The following is a 15,971-nucleotide window of genomic DNA, read 5'->3' on the forward strand; positions in this document are numbered from 1 at the left end:
TTTGGCCGCAGTAACAGCGGCAGGCATAAGATGTCGCCAGACCGGCGAGTGCAGGATGAACTTCGGGGATCTTATGTTTTCACTCTCCAGACTGACCCTGGCGTTGACGCTTGGGTATTTTCTCCTGTGGTGTGCAGGACCATTGCTGCTGGCTGACACCGGGCTCTGGTTTGGGCTGCCTTTCTGGTTCTGGTTTTCCTGTTTGCTGGCACCGGCATTGCTGCTGCTGGCCCTGTTTGTGCTCAGCGCCAGAGATAACTTATGAGTACCATTATCCCGATTTTATTGTATCTGCTGCTGAGCCTGCTGATCAGCCGCTACCTGAGTCGCCGCTTCTCACAGGGACTGCATGCAGATAAAGCCAGGCAGTTTTTTATCGGTGGCCGGTTTCTTAACGGTCCCATGCTGGCGCTCACCCTGGTGGCCACTTACACCAGTGCCAGCTCCTTTATCGGCGGGCCGGGGGCGGCCTATAACATCGGTCTTGGCTGGGTATGGCTGGCATTGATCCAGGTACCGGTGGCGATGCTCACCATGGGGGTGCTGGGCCCCAGATTTGTAGCCATGAAACAGCAACACGCCACCTTACTGGAGTGGCTGGACTGTCGATTCCAGCATGCCTGGCTGTCACGGCTGGCGATTGTGTCGCTGGTGCTGGGCTTTGTCGCCATGATTACCGTACAGTTTATCGGTGGCGCGCGGCTGTTTGCCGGTGTCAGTGGCATCAGCTATGAAGTGGGGCTGGCGATTTTTGTGCTGACCGTGCTGGCGTACACGCTGACCGGCGGATTTCGTGCGGTCGCCACTACCGACGCGGTGCAGGGCATAGTGATGCTGGCCGGGGTGTTGCTGCTGTTGTTTGCCGTGTTGACCTCTCCCGGCTTTGGCGACAAGCTTGCTGCGCTGGCGGCAAGCAAACCTGCGCTGCTCAGTCCCATGGGCGGCGAGCAGCAGCTGGGCTGGCCAATGATGCTGTCATTCTGGGTGCTTATCTGTTTCGGTACCCTGGGATTACCCCATACCGTGGTGCGCCTGCTGGCGGTAAAAGACAAGGCTGCGCTGGGCCGGGGCATTCTGTGGGGCACGCTGATCAGCGCCTTTATGACCCTGGTGCCGCACCTTTGCGGTTTCTTCGGGAGGGCGTTGTATCCTGATCTCAAGGTGCCGGATACCATTATGCCGACCCTGATCAGTGAGCTGTTTTCGCCCTGGGTGGCCGGGGTACTGCTGGCCGCGCCCATAGCTGCCGTGATGTCATCGGTGGATTCCATGTTGCTCCAATCGGCAGTGACCATGATCCGCGATGCGCTGGTGCGGGAGCGGCGACAATTTACCACGACAGAGCTCAGTGGCACGGCGCAGCTGCGCTATACCCGCGGCGCCATGGTGGTGATCACCGCGCTGGCGGCCTGGTGGGCGCTGAAACCGCCGGACATGATAGTGTGGCTCAATCTGGCAGCGTTCGGCGCGCTGCAGGCGGTATTCCTGTGGCCGGTTATCGCGGGCCTGTTCTTTCCGCGAGTGTCAGGCCACGGGGCCTTTGCAGCCATGCTGACCGGTCTTGCGAGCTATCTGGGATTGCTGCAACTGGCGCCACTGCCTGCCAAGGTGCATCCGATTGTCCCGGCACTGTGCCTCTCTGCACTGGCTATGCTGTTGGTATGCGCTCTTGAGCGACTGAGAGCAGGCGATACAGAGTCTGTTTAAACTATGCATATTTTTTGCTTGGTTATGCGCGCAGCATCAAAGAATTCGCCGTTTCACTCTGGGCGGGATTGAACGATTGGTTTATATTGCCGGTCTTTAAAATAATAATCGGCAATATAAATGGCTTTGCATCAACAAAACCTTGCCCAAAGTGGGGCGCCATCCCGTGGATGGCAAATGCCTGACACTCTGGTCATTATCTTTTTCGTGGCGTTTGCTGCCGCGCTGCTGACCTATTTCGTCCCTATTGGCTCCTTCCAGACTCAGGAAATTCACTATGTGGTGGATGGCGTGGAAAAGACCCGGGAAGTGGTCAATCCCGAATCCTTTCACTATGCCCTGAATGAGGCGGGACAGCCGCTCAAGCAACCTGTTGCCCTGTTTGAAGGCGGCGGTGGTGTTGGCTTTCTGAATTTTGCCTTTGAAGGCCTGACTTCCGGCTCCAAATGGGGCAGCGCCATTGGTGTGATCATGTTCATGCTGGTGATCGGCGGCTCCTTCGGGGTGGTGATGGCCACCGGCACCATAGATAACGGTATTTTGCGGCTGATCGACAAGACCCGCGGCAATGAAAAGCTGTTTATCCCAGCACTGTTTACCCTGTTTTCCCTGGGCGGTGCGGTATTTGGTATGGGCGAGGAAGCCATCGCCTTTGCCATCATTATTTGCCCCCTGATGATACGCATGGGTTATGACGGCATGACCACTGTGATGGTCACCTATGTGGCGACTCAGGTGGGTTTTGCCAGCAGCTGGATGAATCCGTTCGGGGTCGCGATTGCTCAGGGGATCGCTGGTGTGCCCGTGCTCTCCGGCACTGAGGTGCGCCTGCCCATGTGGATGGGCTTTACCCTGCTGGGTATTCTATTCACCATGCGTTATGCCTCGAAAATCCAGAAAACGCCAACAGCGTCATACAGTTATCACTCGGACGCGCACTTTCGTGAGCAGCAGGCCAGCTCAAGTCTGGACAGCCGTTTCAATCTGGGAGACTGGCTGGTGCTGGCCGCCATTGCCGGCACTATCGTATGGGTGGTCTGGGGTGTAGTGGCCCACGCCTGGTTCATTCCTGAAATTGCCAGTCAGTTCTTCACCATGGGAATTATCGTTGGCATTATCGGGGTGATTTTCCGCCTCAATGGCATGACCATGAACACCATTGCCCGCAGCTTCAAGCAGGGCGCGGCGACCATGATTGAACCTGCGGTACTGGTGGGCTGTGCCTCGGGGATCCTGTTGCTGCTGGGCGGTGGCAAGGCGACTGAGCCGAGCGTACTTAACACCATTCTGAACGCTGCCGGTCAGGGCATAGGTCAGCTGCCGGATGTGGTGTCTGCCTGGTTTATGTATCTGTTCCAGTCTGTGTTTAATTTCTTCGTGACCTCAGGCACAGGCCAGGCGGCGCTGACCATGCCTTTGATGGCGCCATTGGCGGACATAGTGGGTGTCAGCCGTCAGGTGGCGGTACTGGCGTTCCAGCTGGGTGATGGCTTTACCAACATTCTGGTGCCAACGTCGGCATCCCTGATGGCGACTCTGGGGGTATGCCGGGTCGATTGGGGCGATTGGGTGAAGTTTATCTGGCGCTTTATGTTGATGCTGGTGACCGGGTCCAGTGTGATGGTGATTGCCACTCACTATCTGGGGTTTGTGTAACTCAGATAGCATATTGATAAGCAAAGGCGCCGGATGGCGCCTTTGTTGTTTCAGCAACTTACCTTACCCTATCAGCGTATCCAGGGCAGGGCGCGGCGGGAGAAGCGCTCTGCCTGTCCCAGTCTCACGGCACTGGCATGGCGCATGTGGAACAGACCCTGATAGCACAGCGGCACCAGATACAGACTGGTCACAGTCGAGAAGGTCAATCCACCTATGATGGCAATCGCCATGGGAGCGTAAGGGGGGCCACCGCCGCCAATCTGGGTATCGCCCATCGCCAGCGGCACCAGCCCCAGCACGGTAGTGCCTACTGTCATCAGCACAGGACGCAGACGGGTCAGGCACACTTCCAGAATGGTATCGGCGAGCTTATCCAGCTCGGGTGTCATCTGATTAATCTGATCGACCAGTACAATGCCGTTGTTGACCACTACTCCCATCAGGATAAGGATGCCGATCATCGCCATCATATCCATGGGCGTGCCGGTAAACAGCAGCGCCCAGAACACCCCGGTAATGGCAAACACAATTGAGGTGATAATGGCGCTGGGCAGCAACAGGGATTCAAACAGCGCGGCCATCACTATGTAGATCATGGCGACCGCCAGCAGCATATTGGTTACCATGATCTGCTGCTCTCTGTCCTGGCGCTGGAAACCGCCGGTCAGCGAATAGCGGTAACCAGGCGGAAAGGCGACTGCGTCCATCACATTGGTGATCTGTTCGCGGGCTTCTTCCGTGGTCAGCTCATTGAGGTTGGCGCCAATCTGCAGCGAGGTTTGCCGGTCGTAATGGCGTATGGTGTCAAATCTGGGCTGAATGCTGATTTGTGCCAGACTCTCCAGGCTGTATACCCGGTTATCCATACGCACCACAGGCAGAGCCTTGAGTTGCTCCAGCGATGATTGCCAGTGTTTGTCATAACCCAGTTCGATGCGCAGCTCGCCATTGGGATCATGGCGGAAGGAGCGCAGCGCGTTACCCCTGAGCGCCAGTGAAATACTGCTGGCCAGAGTACGGGTATCTATCCCCAGACGGGACGCCAGCTCAGGGTCCAGCCGCACTATCACTTCCTGTTGACCGCCATTGTATTCGGAGCGGACATCCTCCATTCCGTCGATGGCAGACAGCAGCGGCATCACCTGCTCGCTGATGCGGATTAGCTCAGAGGTTGAACGACCAATCAGGGTGACCCGTACCCCATTGTCCTCGTTGCCCCAGCCAAATTGCGGTTTGGCGTAGGCAAATTTGGGAAAACCGGCGCGGATCTTTTCCTTCAGCTCCTCCGTCGGAATGGGCAGATCTTTTTGCAGGATAAGCGTCGACTGACCCCTGTCAGGACTGTAATAGCTGTACACAGAGTCGATGAAGAAAGCCTCTTTGTTGGCATACAGATAAGCCTCCATCCGGTCGATCATCGCTTCTGTGGTGGCCACCGTATGCCGGCCTTCTATCTGGTAATTGATGAACAGCCGGTTGTCTGACTGGCCTTCATTCTGATCGTCTTTGACCATGGACAGAGGCAGAGCTGTGGATGCCAGAATGACCACTGCGATCAGCGTGCTCCATCTGGGGTGATACAGTACCCAGCCTAGGGTTTTACGATAAAAGGCGGTCAGTTGCGGGTGCTGCGCACTGGCCTTGGGCTGAATATTGAGTTTGCTCAGCATCAGTGGGATCAGGGTTTTGGCGACCAGCAACGATGCCAGCAGCGAAATACAGATGGCGATAGCCACGTGCTCAAGGAAAATGGTGAGCTGTACCTTGACGCCAAAAATATTCGGCAGAAACACGATGGCGGTGGTCAGGGTGCCGGCCAGTACCGCCAGCGATACCTTATCCACCCCCCGGACGACAGCATCCTGTTCGCCCTGGGCATCATGGCTGTGGGGCGTTTGCTTTTCCTGCAGCACACTCTCGGTGACCACCACGGCATTGTCGATCAGCATACCAATGGCCAGCAGCAACCCCATCATCGACAGCACATTCAGGCTATAGCCAAGAAAATACATCGCGGCCAGTGTCATGCTGATGGCGATGGGCACAGAGCTGACCACCACCAGTGTCATACGCATGTCCCGCAAAAACAGGTAAAGCACGGCAAAGGACATGAGCGCGCCCATGAGTCCCGCAGCCAGCAGGTCCTTCAGTGACGATTTCACGCCATCGGCCGAGTTATCCATCACATACAGACGGATCCCGGTGAATTGAGGGTCCTGCTTGATCTCCTCCACCACCTTCATCACCCGCTCAGAGACTTCCACCAGGTTGGCACCGGACTCCTTGAAGACATCCAGTCCGACGGCGTATTTGCGGTCCAGGTGGCGGCCCTCAATAGCTTCCGGCAGGGCAAAAGTGACGCTGGCGATGTCCTTGAGCTCCAGCCCCGGGCGCAGGACTTGAGCGGCGACCTCTTCGATACTGCGATACTCACCTTTGGGCGATACCTGATACACAATGCCTTCGCTGGCACCGGGCGCGCGGGCCCGCAGTGTGCCGCCGCTGACGATAAAGTTGGCTTTGTGCATCAGGCTGTTGAGTTCCGGCGCTGAGATACCGCTGGCAGCCAGCTTGTTGGCATCCACACGGATCTCAATTTGCTTCTTATCAACGCCGTACAGGGTCACCTGAGACACGCCGCTGACCCGCTCCAGTGGCTTTTTCAGCTGTTTATCCAGCAGATCAAAGGCACCGGACAGTTCCCGCTCGCTGGACAGGCGCAATGTCATGATGGGCATATCCGAGGTGGAAAACTGGCGGATAAATACCCGCTCCAGATCATCGGGCAGCAGATGCCGCACAGTATCGATTTTCTCCCGTGCTTCCAGCGCCTTGGTGGCGACATTCTCGCCCCATTTCATCCGCAGCTGCACGCTGGCGCCGCTCTGGCTGGAGTTGGAGCGCATCTCATCGATGCCGCCCATGGTGGCCAGCGCCTCTTCCAGTACCTCGGTGACTTCCCGCTCCACTTCTGACGGGGTAGAGCCAGGGTAGGGCGCTTCGATAAACACCTGGGGAATATCGATGCCGGGAAACAGCTCCAGCGGCAGCAGCCGACTGGCAACCATACCAAACAGCACTATGGCCAGAAAGAACATGCTGGTGGTGACAGGCCGCTTGATGGCGAGTTTAGTCAGGCTCATTGGCTGATCTCCTGTGCTGACTGAGGCTGATACTGCTTGCGGTCAAACAGGCTGTAGAGTACTGGGATCACCACCAGTGTCAGTAAGGTCGCCAGCGTCAGTCCGGCTATCACGGTAATGGCCATCGGCGCCCGCACCTCGCTGCCATCGCCCATACCAATGGCCATGGGCAGCAAACCCAGGGTAGTGGTCATGGAGGTCATGATGATGGGGCGCAGGCGGGAGTGAGCCGCCTGACGGATAGCCTCAATTTTGTCTTCGCCTGCTGCACGCAGCTGGTTGATTCGGTCAACCAGCACAATGGCATTGTTGACCACGATCCCCGCCAGCATGATAAGACCGATAAACACCACGACGCTCAGATGGGTCTGGGTCAGATACAGGCCCAGCACGCTGCCGCTCATGGCCATGGGCACGGCCACCAGAATAAACAGCGGGTGCAGCAGGGATTCAAACTGACTGGCCATCACCAGGTACACCAGGCAGATTGCCAATGCCAGTGCAATCTTGAGTGACAGGAAGGATGCTTCCATCTCTTCATTCTGGCCGCCGAATCTGGCCTGCACAGAAGATGGCAGGGTTTCACTGGCCAGGATTTGGCGGGCCTCATTGATGGCATCACTCAGATCGCCGTGAGCCAGGTTGGCGGTGATCAGGGCTACCCGTTGCTGACTGATCCGGTTGATGGCAGACGGGCCGGTGGCCAGTTCGACATCGGCAATCGCGAGCAGTGGCAGAGGTTGGGCACTACCCGGGTTGATGATCATCTGCTCGATATCGGTGACCTGATCACGCTCGTCTTCCTCAGCGCGGATCAGAATATCGATTTTACGGTCGCGCACTGTGTATTTGCTGGCTACTGTGCCGCCAATACGTTGGGCGATGCGATTGGCAATATCCGGCGCGTCCAGTCCCAACGCGGCGATGCGGGCGTTGTCAAAGCGTATGGTCAATTCCGGCTGGCCATCTTTGAGACTGGTATTGAGATCGGTAAAGCGGTCTGAGCGCTCCAGTGCACTGACCAACCGTTCGCCGGTGCGTTTTAGAATATCCAGGTCATAACCGGACAGCTCTATCTCTACCGGCGTTTTGAAGCTGAATAGTTCCGGATGCTGAATATTGGCCTCCAGATCCGGGATGCGGGCAATGGTTTGACGCAGCTGGGTCGTGACCGCCTCAAAGGCACCTGCGTCGGCGAGTACCACCTGTAAGCGCCCCCAGTTCTCTCCGCCGCGATTGGTGTCTGAGGTCATCAAACCACCGCTGCCCGCCTGGGAGTAAACATGCACTACATCCTCATGCTGGCTGATACTGCGGGCAAGCTGTTGCAGTACTCTGTCGGTCTGAGTGACTTCAGTGCCCGGCGGCAGCAGGATTTCAGTGTAGAACTCGCCCTGATTCATGGGTGGAATAAGCTCCATACCCAGTCGCGGCAGCAGCGCAAAACTGCCGCCGCTGATCGCCAGCGCCAGCAGCAAGGCAGTACCCCGGTGGGCCAGCGCCAGCTCCAGTAAACCTTGATACAGCCTGGCCAGCAGACCGTAGATCCAGTTAAATGCTGCGCTTAACGGACGCATAACCAATCCGGCAAGCCAGGAGATGAACCGGCCCAGTGTCAGTACCAGCGTCATCAGGGCGCTGGGCAGATAGTTGAGCAGCAGCGCAAATGGGAAACTGAACACAGTTGCGCCCAAACGCTTGAGTTTACCCCCCAGCGTGGTGGGGGCAGGCTTTGGTGCTCCGGGGGCGGCCGGTGGCAGTGATTTGAAGCCGTCGCGGGACGCCAGCATGGGAATGGCGGTCAGCGCAACCAGCAAGGAGGCAAGCAGGGCAAAGGTCACCGTCAGGGCCTGATCGGCAAACAGCGCGCCTGCGATGCCATCGACGAAAATCAGCGGAATGAACACCGCCAGGGTGGTCAGGGTGGAAGCCATAATGGCACCGGACACTTCCTGACTACCCACAATGGCCGCTTCAATTTTACTCATACCCAACTTACGGCAGCGGTCGATGTTCTCCAGCACCACAATCGCATTATCAACCAACAACCCCACTGCCAGGGCAATACCGCCCAGTGACATGATGTTGAGACTGATCTCTGAGAAATACATCATGTTGAAGGTGGCAATCACCGAAAACGGGATGGATACCGAGATGATCAGCGTCGGGATTATGTCCCGCAGGAACAGATAGATCACCAGCATGGCCAGCAAACTGCCCAGCAGAGCGGCCGAGGTGACTTCACTGACGGCACTTTCGATAAAGGTCGATTGATCGTAAATCACCTGCAATTTATCGCCCTGATTACGTTCGTTTATTTGCTCAATAGCCTGTTTAAGTTTGCCAGCAACCGCCACTGTGTTGGCGTCGCCCTCTTTGTAGATAGCCAGCTCAATGGATTCTTTATCACCAATCCGGGTGATATCTGTGCGTTCTGCATAGGCATCCTGGATCCGCGCCACTTCGAACAACCTGACCTGACGCTCATTATCGCGATACACAATGACCTGACCCAGTTCATCCAGGGTTTTGAACTGGTTGACGGTACGCACCAGATACTCTTTTTCCCCCTGCACCACTTTACCGGCAGAAATGTTGACATTCTCACGGGCGATACGTTGCTTGATCTGCTCACTGCTCAGGTGAAGCTGGCTGAGTTTCTGCTGATCCAGCAGGATATGCACTTCCTGCTCAAGTCCGCCGGACAGGCGCACTGCAGCCACACCTGGCATAGCCTCCAGGCGACGCTTGAGCTCTTCATCGGCATAGGTACGCATCTGCTTCAGATCGCTGCCACTGGCCTCGTCCCGTGACAGGGCAAGACGCATGATAGGGTCAAGATTGGGGTTAAAGCGCAGCAGCAGGGGCTTGTCGATATCCAGCGGCAGGGTGATGGTATCCAGCTTTTCGCGCACATCCAGGCTGGCCATATCCATATTGGTGCCCCACTCAAACTCCAAAACCACATCGGACATGCCGGAGCGGGAGACAGAAGTGATTTTGCGCAGTCCCTTGACGATGCCAACGGCCTCTTCCACCGGCTTGGACACCAGCTGTTCCACTTCTACCGGTGCGGCGCCATCGTACAGAGTGCGTATGGTCAGGGTTGGGTAACTCAGATCCGGCAATAGTTTGACCGCCAGACGGGAGAAGCTGACCATACCAAACAGCATGATAGCCAGCATCATCATCCATACGGCCACCGGCCGTTTCACCGCGGTGTTTATCATCGACATGACGTTCTCCTCAGTTGCCGGATACCACGGCGGACGGGGTCACCGCAGCCATGCTCTGAGGATTGACGATTTCAACCAGCGACTTATCTTTGAGGTTTTGCTGACCGCGGACGACCAGTTGCTCCCCTTCATCCAGACCGCTGCGAACTTCCACCTGATCGCCGTTGCGGTAACCAAGCACCACTTCCCGACGCTGGGCGTTGCCGTCCTGAATGATGTACAGCGCCTGACGGTTGTCCTGATTGATGACCGCCTGATAGGGCACGGTAATCACATCTGAGTGAGTGTCGTACCTGAGTTCTACCCGGGTAAACATACCGGCTTTGAGCTCCTGTTGAGCATTAGGCACTCTGAGAGTCACTTTAAAGGTACCACTGGCGGCATCCACCACAGGGCTGATACGCAGCACGGTGGCATCGTAGGCATGGCTGGGATCTCGGCTGGTGTAGATATCTGCGTTTTGTCCCTGCTTGAGGCTTTGCAGCTGTTTCTCCGGCAGGTGCACTATGCCGTGCAGTTCCTGCTGATTCACAATGTGAAACAACTCTTCAAATTCTTTGGCCATATTGCCTTGTTTGACATAGCGGCGGGCCACCGTGCCATCGATAGGTGACAACACCCGGCTTTCTTTAACCTGAATAGCGGCCAGATCCCGCTGCGCCAGCGCCGCCTGCAGGTTGTACTCCAGCTTGGCCAGTTGCTCCGCGCTGACAAAATTGCGGTTGGAAATCTTTTTGAGACGATCCAGTTCCTGTTCAATGATGGCCACTTCTGCGTTTTTGGCATCCAGCGAATATTGCTGACGGTCGGCATCAATCACAGCCAGCAAGTCCCCTTTTTTGACCTGCATACCTTCTTCAACCTGAATGTGTTTGATAAGCCCCGCAATCCGGCTGACCACTTTGGCCTCTTCCGGTGCCTCCAGCGTTGCCGTGGTGCTGTAAAACGACGTGATGTCGCCACGGGTAACCGCCGCTGTTTCTACCGGAATGGCGTACTCTTTTTCTTCCGATTTGGCTTCTTCCTGCTGACATCCTGTCACGCCCCCCAGCAAGGCCAATGTGATTGCGAAGGGCAGCAGTGATTTACGCATAGTCGTTAATTCCATCTTGATTACCTGTCAGTTCCGATTGGTAAGCAGTTAGCAGATAACGTGCCACAATTTAAATTCCTTTTATTACAGTATGTTGATGCTGTTTTGTGGATGGTTGAAAATGAGTTGCTCACCATGATGTAGTAAAAATGTTGAAAAAGTAATGAATATGACTAAATACCGCAGATGCCAAAAACTCAAGTTGTCTGGATAACAAGTGTGCAACAAGGCATTTCAGACGGTTCGGATATGTTGCGTGCCAAAAAGGGGAGGTTGAATTACGCCCGGGTAATGACGTGCCGGAAGGCCGTTAATAATGGCTATTGGAGGTGAGTCAGCACTGCGAAAAATTTGCCAGCTCCCTGGTCAGTTCGGGTTTACAGATAACTTCGCAGATAAGTTTGGTTACCCTTTTGGGGAATTTTGGTTTGGGCCTGTGCCTTCCCGTTGATGTTATACCAACTTCATTAATAGTTTGATCAATTCATAGCGTGTCAGGGATTCTGATTCAAGGCGCATTGATTGACTAAAGGTGGTTCCCTTTGAGAGCAATGCAACACAGAAGCAGGATGCCTGACACGCTCACGCAGTGCGGGTTTCAATGCACTTGATACTGTGCCCAGCCGTCTTGATATAGCACCACTATGACTTCGCCAGCTCGCAAGCCACATGGATGTGGCGAAGGTCATTAACCCAGGAGCGGTTAATGACCTTGTCTCAAGCGCATTGAACTCCCACTGAAACAGATCAACTATTAAATGAAATTGGTATTACAGCAATGGTCAATATCCGGATTGCTGTAAACCTGGCTTCTCGCTCAGTCCGGGCGCTCATTGTCGCCGCAGCATAGGATGCGGTCAGGAGGGGCGGGCAAACAAAAAGCGCCATAAAGGCGCTTTTTTTCTCTCGGGGAAAACCGAAGGTTAGCCGCGGCTATCCATCTTATCGAAATCCCTTGATGCTTTACCGGTATACAGCTGACGTGGACGGCTGATTTTGTGACCGGGCTGATCCAGCATCTCTTTCCAGTGAGCAATCCAGCCAGAAGTTCTTGCCAGCGCGAAAATCACGGTGAACATGCTGGTAGGAATGCCGATGGCTTTCATGATGATACCTGAATAGAAGTCGACGTTGGGGTACAGCTTCTTGGATATGAAATATTCATCAGACAGGGCGATGCGTTCCAGCTCCATGGCGACATCCAGTAATGGGTCGTCAATCTTCAGCTCTTCCAGCACTTCGTGGCAGGTTTCACGCATCACTTTGGCCCGTGGATCAAAGTTCTTGTAAACCCTGTGTCCAAAGCCCATCAGACGGAATGGATCATTCTTGTCTTTGGCGCGTTCAATAAACTCAGGAATGCGATCCACTGTACCGATTTCTTCCAGCATGTTAAGGCAAGCTTCGTTGGCACCGCCGTGTGCAGGCCCCCACAAAGACGCGATACCCGCTGCGATACAGGCGAATGGATTGGCACCTGAGGAACCAGCCAGACGCACGGTAGAAGTCGATGCATTTTGCTCGTGATCTGCGTGCAGTACGAAGATGCGATCCATCGCACGTTCAACGATAGGATTTACGACGTAATCTTCACAGGGCACGGCAAACATCATTTGCAGGAAGTTACCGGCGTAGCTGAGGTTGTTGCGTGGGTAGATGAATGGTTGACCGACTGAATACTTGTAGCACATGGCTGCAATGGTCGGCATTTTGGAAACCAGACGGAATGCTGCGATTTTCCTGTGGGTTGGATCGTTGACATCCAGCGAATCCTGATAAAACGCAGACAGTGCACCTGTTACACCACAAAGCATGGCCATTGGGTGAGCATCGCGGCGGAAACCGCGGAAGAAAAATGCCAGCTGCTCATGCACCATGGTGTGGGTTTTTACAGTTTCAACAAAGTTGGCAAATTGTGCTTTGGTTGGCAATTCGCCATAAAACAGCAAATAGCAGACTTCCAGAAAATTGGACTCTTCTGCCAGCTGTTCAATTGGGTAACCTCTGTGTAACAGGATCCCCTGGTCGCCGTCTATGTAGGTAATTGCTGATTCGCAGGATGCGGTTGCCAGAAATCCCGGGTCGAATGTGAAGTAACCTGAGCTTCCTAACTTGCTGATATCAATGACATCGTGTCCAGCTGTCCCTTGTTTTACCGGTAGTTCAATTGAGCCATTTTCAGGCAATTCCAATTTGGCTTTTAAATCAGCCATACCCCGTCTCCTTACTTCATTCTTATGTGAGTGCGGCATATCAAACCTGCCATACTTTACAGGCAACATAGATCACATTTCAATTTAAATAAGCGTTTAAATTGATTAGACCTTGGTCGGTATGCTTGGTGATTACCAAGTACAGTCTAGACTTAGCGGAATCAAGCCTCAAAAAAAACAATATTTCGATAATGTGATGTTTGTATTTGACATTTAGCACTTGTATACTTTGACCGCCCATCAGGGGTTGCAAACGCACTTATCTGAATATCATTTTTTTTACAAATTAATTTGATGGTACTTCAGTTGGTAAACCGTTTGTTTAAAAACATCGTATCTAAAGCCAGTGTTCGTGACTTTGGTCATGGAAAGCAGTTTTACTAACGATTCAAATAACAAAAATAGTGCTCAATGGAGCTGAGTGAGCAGAAAGTGAAAAAGCAAAGACCTGTCCATTTAGATCTGCAGACTATTCGTTTCCCTGCGACTGCAATCGCATCCATTCTTCACCGTATCTCCGGTGTCATCATGTTGTTTGCCGTAGGCATCCTGATCTGGTTGCTCAACACTTCGTTGTCTTCCTCCCAGGGTTTTGCCGACGTTCAGGCACTGTTTGATACCTTGATCGTGAAGTTCATCGTCTGGGGCATCCTGACCGCACTGGGCTATCACATTCTGGCGGGTCTCCGTCATCTGGTGATGGATACTGGTCGTTGGGAAGAACTGGACTCAGGTGCGGCGTCAGCCAAGGCCACTTTTGTGCTGGCCATTGTGTTTTCCGTAGTTGTGGGGATCTGGGTATGGTAACGAATGCAGCAAGCTTTGGTCGCAGTGGCGTCCATGATTTCATCCTGATACGTGCCAGTGCCGTGATACTGGCTTCCTACGCCATCTTTCTGGTTGCTTTTATTGCGCTCAGTTCGCCTCTGACCTTCGAGGTTTGGCGCGGTCTGTTTGCGTCGCTGCCAATGAAGATGTACACCCTGGTTGCCCTGGTGGCGCTGCTGATCCATGCCTGGATTGGTGTCTGGCAGGTACTGACTGACTATGTGAAAAACATAGCGCTTCGCGGTGTATTGCAATTTGCCTTTGTTGTGGTTGCCCTGAGCTATCTGGCAGCAGGCTTGATTATCGTGTGGGGTGTTTAAGTGAGTATTCCAGTTCGCGAATTTGATGCCGTGGTAATCGGCGCAGGCGGCGCGGGTATGCGTGCTGCACTGCAAATTTCCAAGGAAGGCAAGAGCTGCGCGCTGTTGTCCAAAGTATTCCCGACCCGCTCACATACTGTGTCTGCACAGGGTGGTATTACTGTTGCGCTGGGCAATGCCCATGAAGACAACTGGGAATACCACATGTACGACACGGTAAAAGGTTCCGATTTTATCGGCGACCAGGACGCCATTGAATACATGTGTCAGACAGGTCCTGAGGCCATTATTGAGCTTGAGCACATGGGCCTGCCATTCTCCCGCTTTGACAATGGCACGATTTATCAGCGTCCTTTCGGTGGTCAGTCCAAGAACTTTGGTGGTGAGCAGGCAGCCCGTACGGCCGCCGCTGCTGACCGTACCGGTCATGCGCTGCTGCACTGTCTGTACCAGCAAAACGTCAAAAACAAAACCCAGGTGTTTTCCGAATGGTATGCCCTGGATCTGGTAAAAAATGAAGACGGCGTGATTGTCGGCTGTACTGCTATCGACATTGAAAGTGGTGAAATCGTTTACTTCAAAGCCAAAGCGACTGTGCTAGCCACTGGCGGCGCCGGTCGTATTTACGCCTCCACCACCAATGCCCACATCAACACCGGTGACGGCGTTGGTATGGCTTACCGTGCCGGTGTGCAGCTGCAGGACATGGAAATGTGGCAGTTCCATCCCACTGGGATTGCCGGAGCCGGTGTGCTGGTGACCGAAGGTTGCCGCGGTGAAGGTGGTTACCTGCTGAACAAAGATGGCGAGCGCTTTATGGAGCGTTATGCCCCCAATGCCAAAGATCTGGCCTCCCGTGACGTGGTCGCACGTTCCATGATGACTGAGATCCGTGAAGGCCGTGGCTGTGACGGTCCAATGGGCCCCCACATCAAGCTGAAGCTGGACCATTTGGGTAAAGAAACCCTGGAAGCCCGTCTGCCGGGCGTATGCGAACTGTCCCGTACCTTTGCGCACATAGATCCGGCTGATGGCCCCATTCCGGTTATTCCAACCTGCCACTATATGATGGGTGGTCTGCCTGCCAAGATCAGTGGTCAGGTGATCCGCAAGAACGATGATGGCAGTGAAACTGACATCACTGGGCTGTTCGCCGTAGGCGAAATTGCCTGTGTATCGGTACACGGCGCCAACCGTCTGGGTGGCAACTCGCTGCTGGATTTGGTGGTATTTGGTCGTGCTGCCGGCCAGCATCTGGGCAAGGCACTGGATGAAACTCCGGATCCCAAGCCTGCTACCGAAGCCGACATCGAGCAGTCTCTTGCGCGTCTCAAGCGTTGGGAAAGCAACAAAGACGGTGAAGACCCGGCGGTTATCCGTAAAGATCTGCAGATGTGTATGCAGCTGAATTTCTCCGTATTCCGCAGTGGCGAGGCCATGAAAGAAGGTCTGGAGCAGTTGCAGCAAATCCGTGAGCGTCTGGCCAATGCCAAGCTGTCTGACAACTCGCGCGAGTTCAATACTCAGCGTATCGAGTGTCTGGAGCTGGATAATCTGATGGCTACGGCTATTGCTACCGCATATGCGGCCAACTACCGCACCGAGAGCCGCGGCGCACACTCCCGTGAAGATTTCCCGGAGCGTGACGACGACAACTGGCTGTGCCATTCGCTGTTTGATCCGATCACAGAGCAGATGAGCCGCCGTGAAGTGAATATGGCGCCCAAGCACAGGGAAGCCTTCCCACCCAAGAAGCGCACCTACTAAGGAAG

10 protein-coding genes are annotated in these 15,971 nt (G+C 54.5%); 6 read left to right on the forward strand and 4 right to left on the reverse strand.

What is annotated here, in order from left to right; genetic code table 11:
- Positions 1–73: 73 nt before the first annotated feature.
- The 3 genes from ACRRUX_RS13380 to yfcC all read left to right on the forward strand — a co-directional run bounded on the left by ACRRUX_RS13380 (position 74) and on the right by yfcC (position 3,363).
- Positions 74–265, forward strand: a complete 192-nt coding sequence (locus ACRRUX_RS13380) for a DUF997 family protein (protein ID WP_432531121.1) — start codon at positions 74–76, stop codon at positions 263–265.
- Positions 262–1,707, forward strand: coding sequence for a sodium/pantothenate symporter (panF, locus tag ACRRUX_RS13385; RefSeq protein ID WP_432531123.1), 1,446 nt, complete (start codon positions 262–264; stop codon positions 1,705–1,707). The genes ACRRUX_RS13380 and panF overlap by 4 nt, the downstream gene beginning before the upstream one ends.
- A 120-nt stretch (positions 1,708–1,827) precedes the next feature.
- Positions 1,828–3,363: a putative basic amino acid antiporter YfcC gene (gene yfcC, locus ACRRUX_RS13390; protein WP_432531125.1), complete on the forward strand. Its 1,536-nt coding sequence runs from the start codon at positions 1,828–1,830 to the stop codon at positions 3,361–3,363.
- A 71-nt stretch (positions 3,364–3,434) separates the two neighbouring features.
- Here yfcC and ACRRUX_RS13395 read toward each other — a convergent pair whose 3' ends face one another.
- The 4 genes from ACRRUX_RS13395 to ACRRUX_RS13410 form a co-directional block, all read right to left on the reverse strand.
- On the reverse strand, positions 3,435–6,509 hold the full coding sequence (locus ACRRUX_RS13395; protein ID WP_432531127.1) for an efflux RND transporter permease subunit: 3,075 nt from the start codon (positions 6,507–6,509) through the stop codon (positions 3,435–3,437).
- Positions 6,506–9,745 carry an efflux RND transporter permease subunit gene (locus ACRRUX_RS13400; protein ID WP_432531129.1) on the reverse strand — a complete coding sequence of 1,080 codons (3,240 nt, stop codon included), beginning with the start codon at positions 9,743–9,745 and terminating at the stop codon, positions 6,506–6,508. Before ACRRUX_RS13400 ends, ACRRUX_RS13395 begins: the two co-directional genes overlap by 4 nt.
- A 10-nt stretch (positions 9,746–9,755) precedes the next feature.
- Complete coding sequence (locus tag ACRRUX_RS13405; RefSeq protein WP_432531131.1) at positions 9,756–10,853, reverse strand: efflux RND transporter periplasmic adaptor subunit; 1,098 nt, start codon at positions 10,851–10,853, stop codon at positions 9,756–9,758.
- Positions 10,854–11,761: 908 nt separating this feature from the next.
- A complete protein-coding gene (locus tag ACRRUX_RS13410) occupies positions 11,762–13,051 on the reverse strand; it encodes a citrate synthase (RefSeq protein ID WP_432531133.1) in 1,290 nt (429 codons plus the stop codon).
- 411 nt (positions 13,052–13,462) lie between these two features.
- Here ACRRUX_RS13410 and sdhC point away from each other — a divergent pair, with 411 nt between their 5' ends.
- From sdhC to sdhA, 3 genes are read left to right on the forward strand one after another with little or no spacing between them, the layout of a single operon-like run.
- The gene (sdhC, locus tag ACRRUX_RS13415; RefSeq protein WP_432531135.1) at positions 13,463–13,858 is read left to right on the forward strand and encodes a succinate dehydrogenase cytochrome b556 subunit; all 396 of its coding nucleotides are present in this window, start codon (positions 13,463–13,465) and stop codon (positions 13,856–13,858) included.
- Positions 13,852–14,199: a succinate dehydrogenase, hydrophobic membrane anchor protein gene (gene sdhD / locus ACRRUX_RS13420; RefSeq protein ID WP_432531137.1), complete on the forward strand. Its 348-nt coding sequence runs from the start codon at positions 13,852–13,854 to the stop codon at positions 14,197–14,199. The genes sdhC and sdhD overlap by 7 nt, the downstream gene beginning before the upstream one ends.
- Complete coding sequence (gene sdhA, locus ACRRUX_RS13425) at positions 14,200–15,966, forward strand: succinate dehydrogenase flavoprotein subunit (RefSeq protein ID WP_432531139.1); 1,767 nt, start codon at positions 14,200–14,202, stop codon at positions 15,964–15,966. It begins immediately after the preceding gene.
- Positions 15,967–15,971: the final 5 nt, after the last annotated feature.

It is taken from the genome of Shewanella sp. GXUN23E, assembly GCF_050865035.1.
Taxonomy (GTDB): Bacteria; Pseudomonadota; Gammaproteobacteria; order Enterobacterales; family Shewanellaceae; genus Shewanella.

Coding starts and splice junctions, on each gene's coding strand:
- panF (WP_432531123.1), top strand. CDS start 262: ATGAGTACCATTATCCCGATTTTATTGTATCTGCTGCTGAGCCTGCTG.
- ACRRUX_RS13380 (WP_432531121.1), top strand. CDS start 74: ATGTTTTCACTCTCCAGACTGACCCTGGCGTTGACGCTTGGGTATTTT.
- ACRRUX_RS13400 (WP_432531129.1), bottom strand. CDS start 9,745: ATGTCGATGATAAACACCGCGGTGAAACGGCCGGTGGCCGTATGGATG.
- sdhC (WP_432531135.1), top strand. CDS start 13,463: ATGGAGCTGAGTGAGCAGAAAGTGAAAAAGCAAAGACCTGTCCATTTA.
- ACRRUX_RS13405 (WP_432531131.1), bottom strand. CDS start 10,853: ATGGAATTAACGACTATGCGTAAATCACTGCTGCCCTTCGCAATCACA.
- ACRRUX_RS13410 (WP_432531133.1), bottom strand. CDS start 13,051: ATGGCTGATTTAAAAGCCAAATTGGAATTGCCTGAAAATGGCTCAATT.
- sdhD (WP_432531137.1), top strand. CDS start 13,852: ATGGTAACGAATGCAGCAAGCTTTGGTCGCAGTGGCGTCCATGATTTC.
- yfcC (WP_432531125.1), top strand. CDS start 1,828: ATGGCTTTGCATCAACAAAACCTTGCCCAAAGTGGGGCGCCATCCCGT.
- ACRRUX_RS13395 (WP_432531127.1), bottom strand. CDS start 6,509: ATGAGCCTGACTAAACTCGCCATCAAGCGGCCTGTCACCACCAGCATG.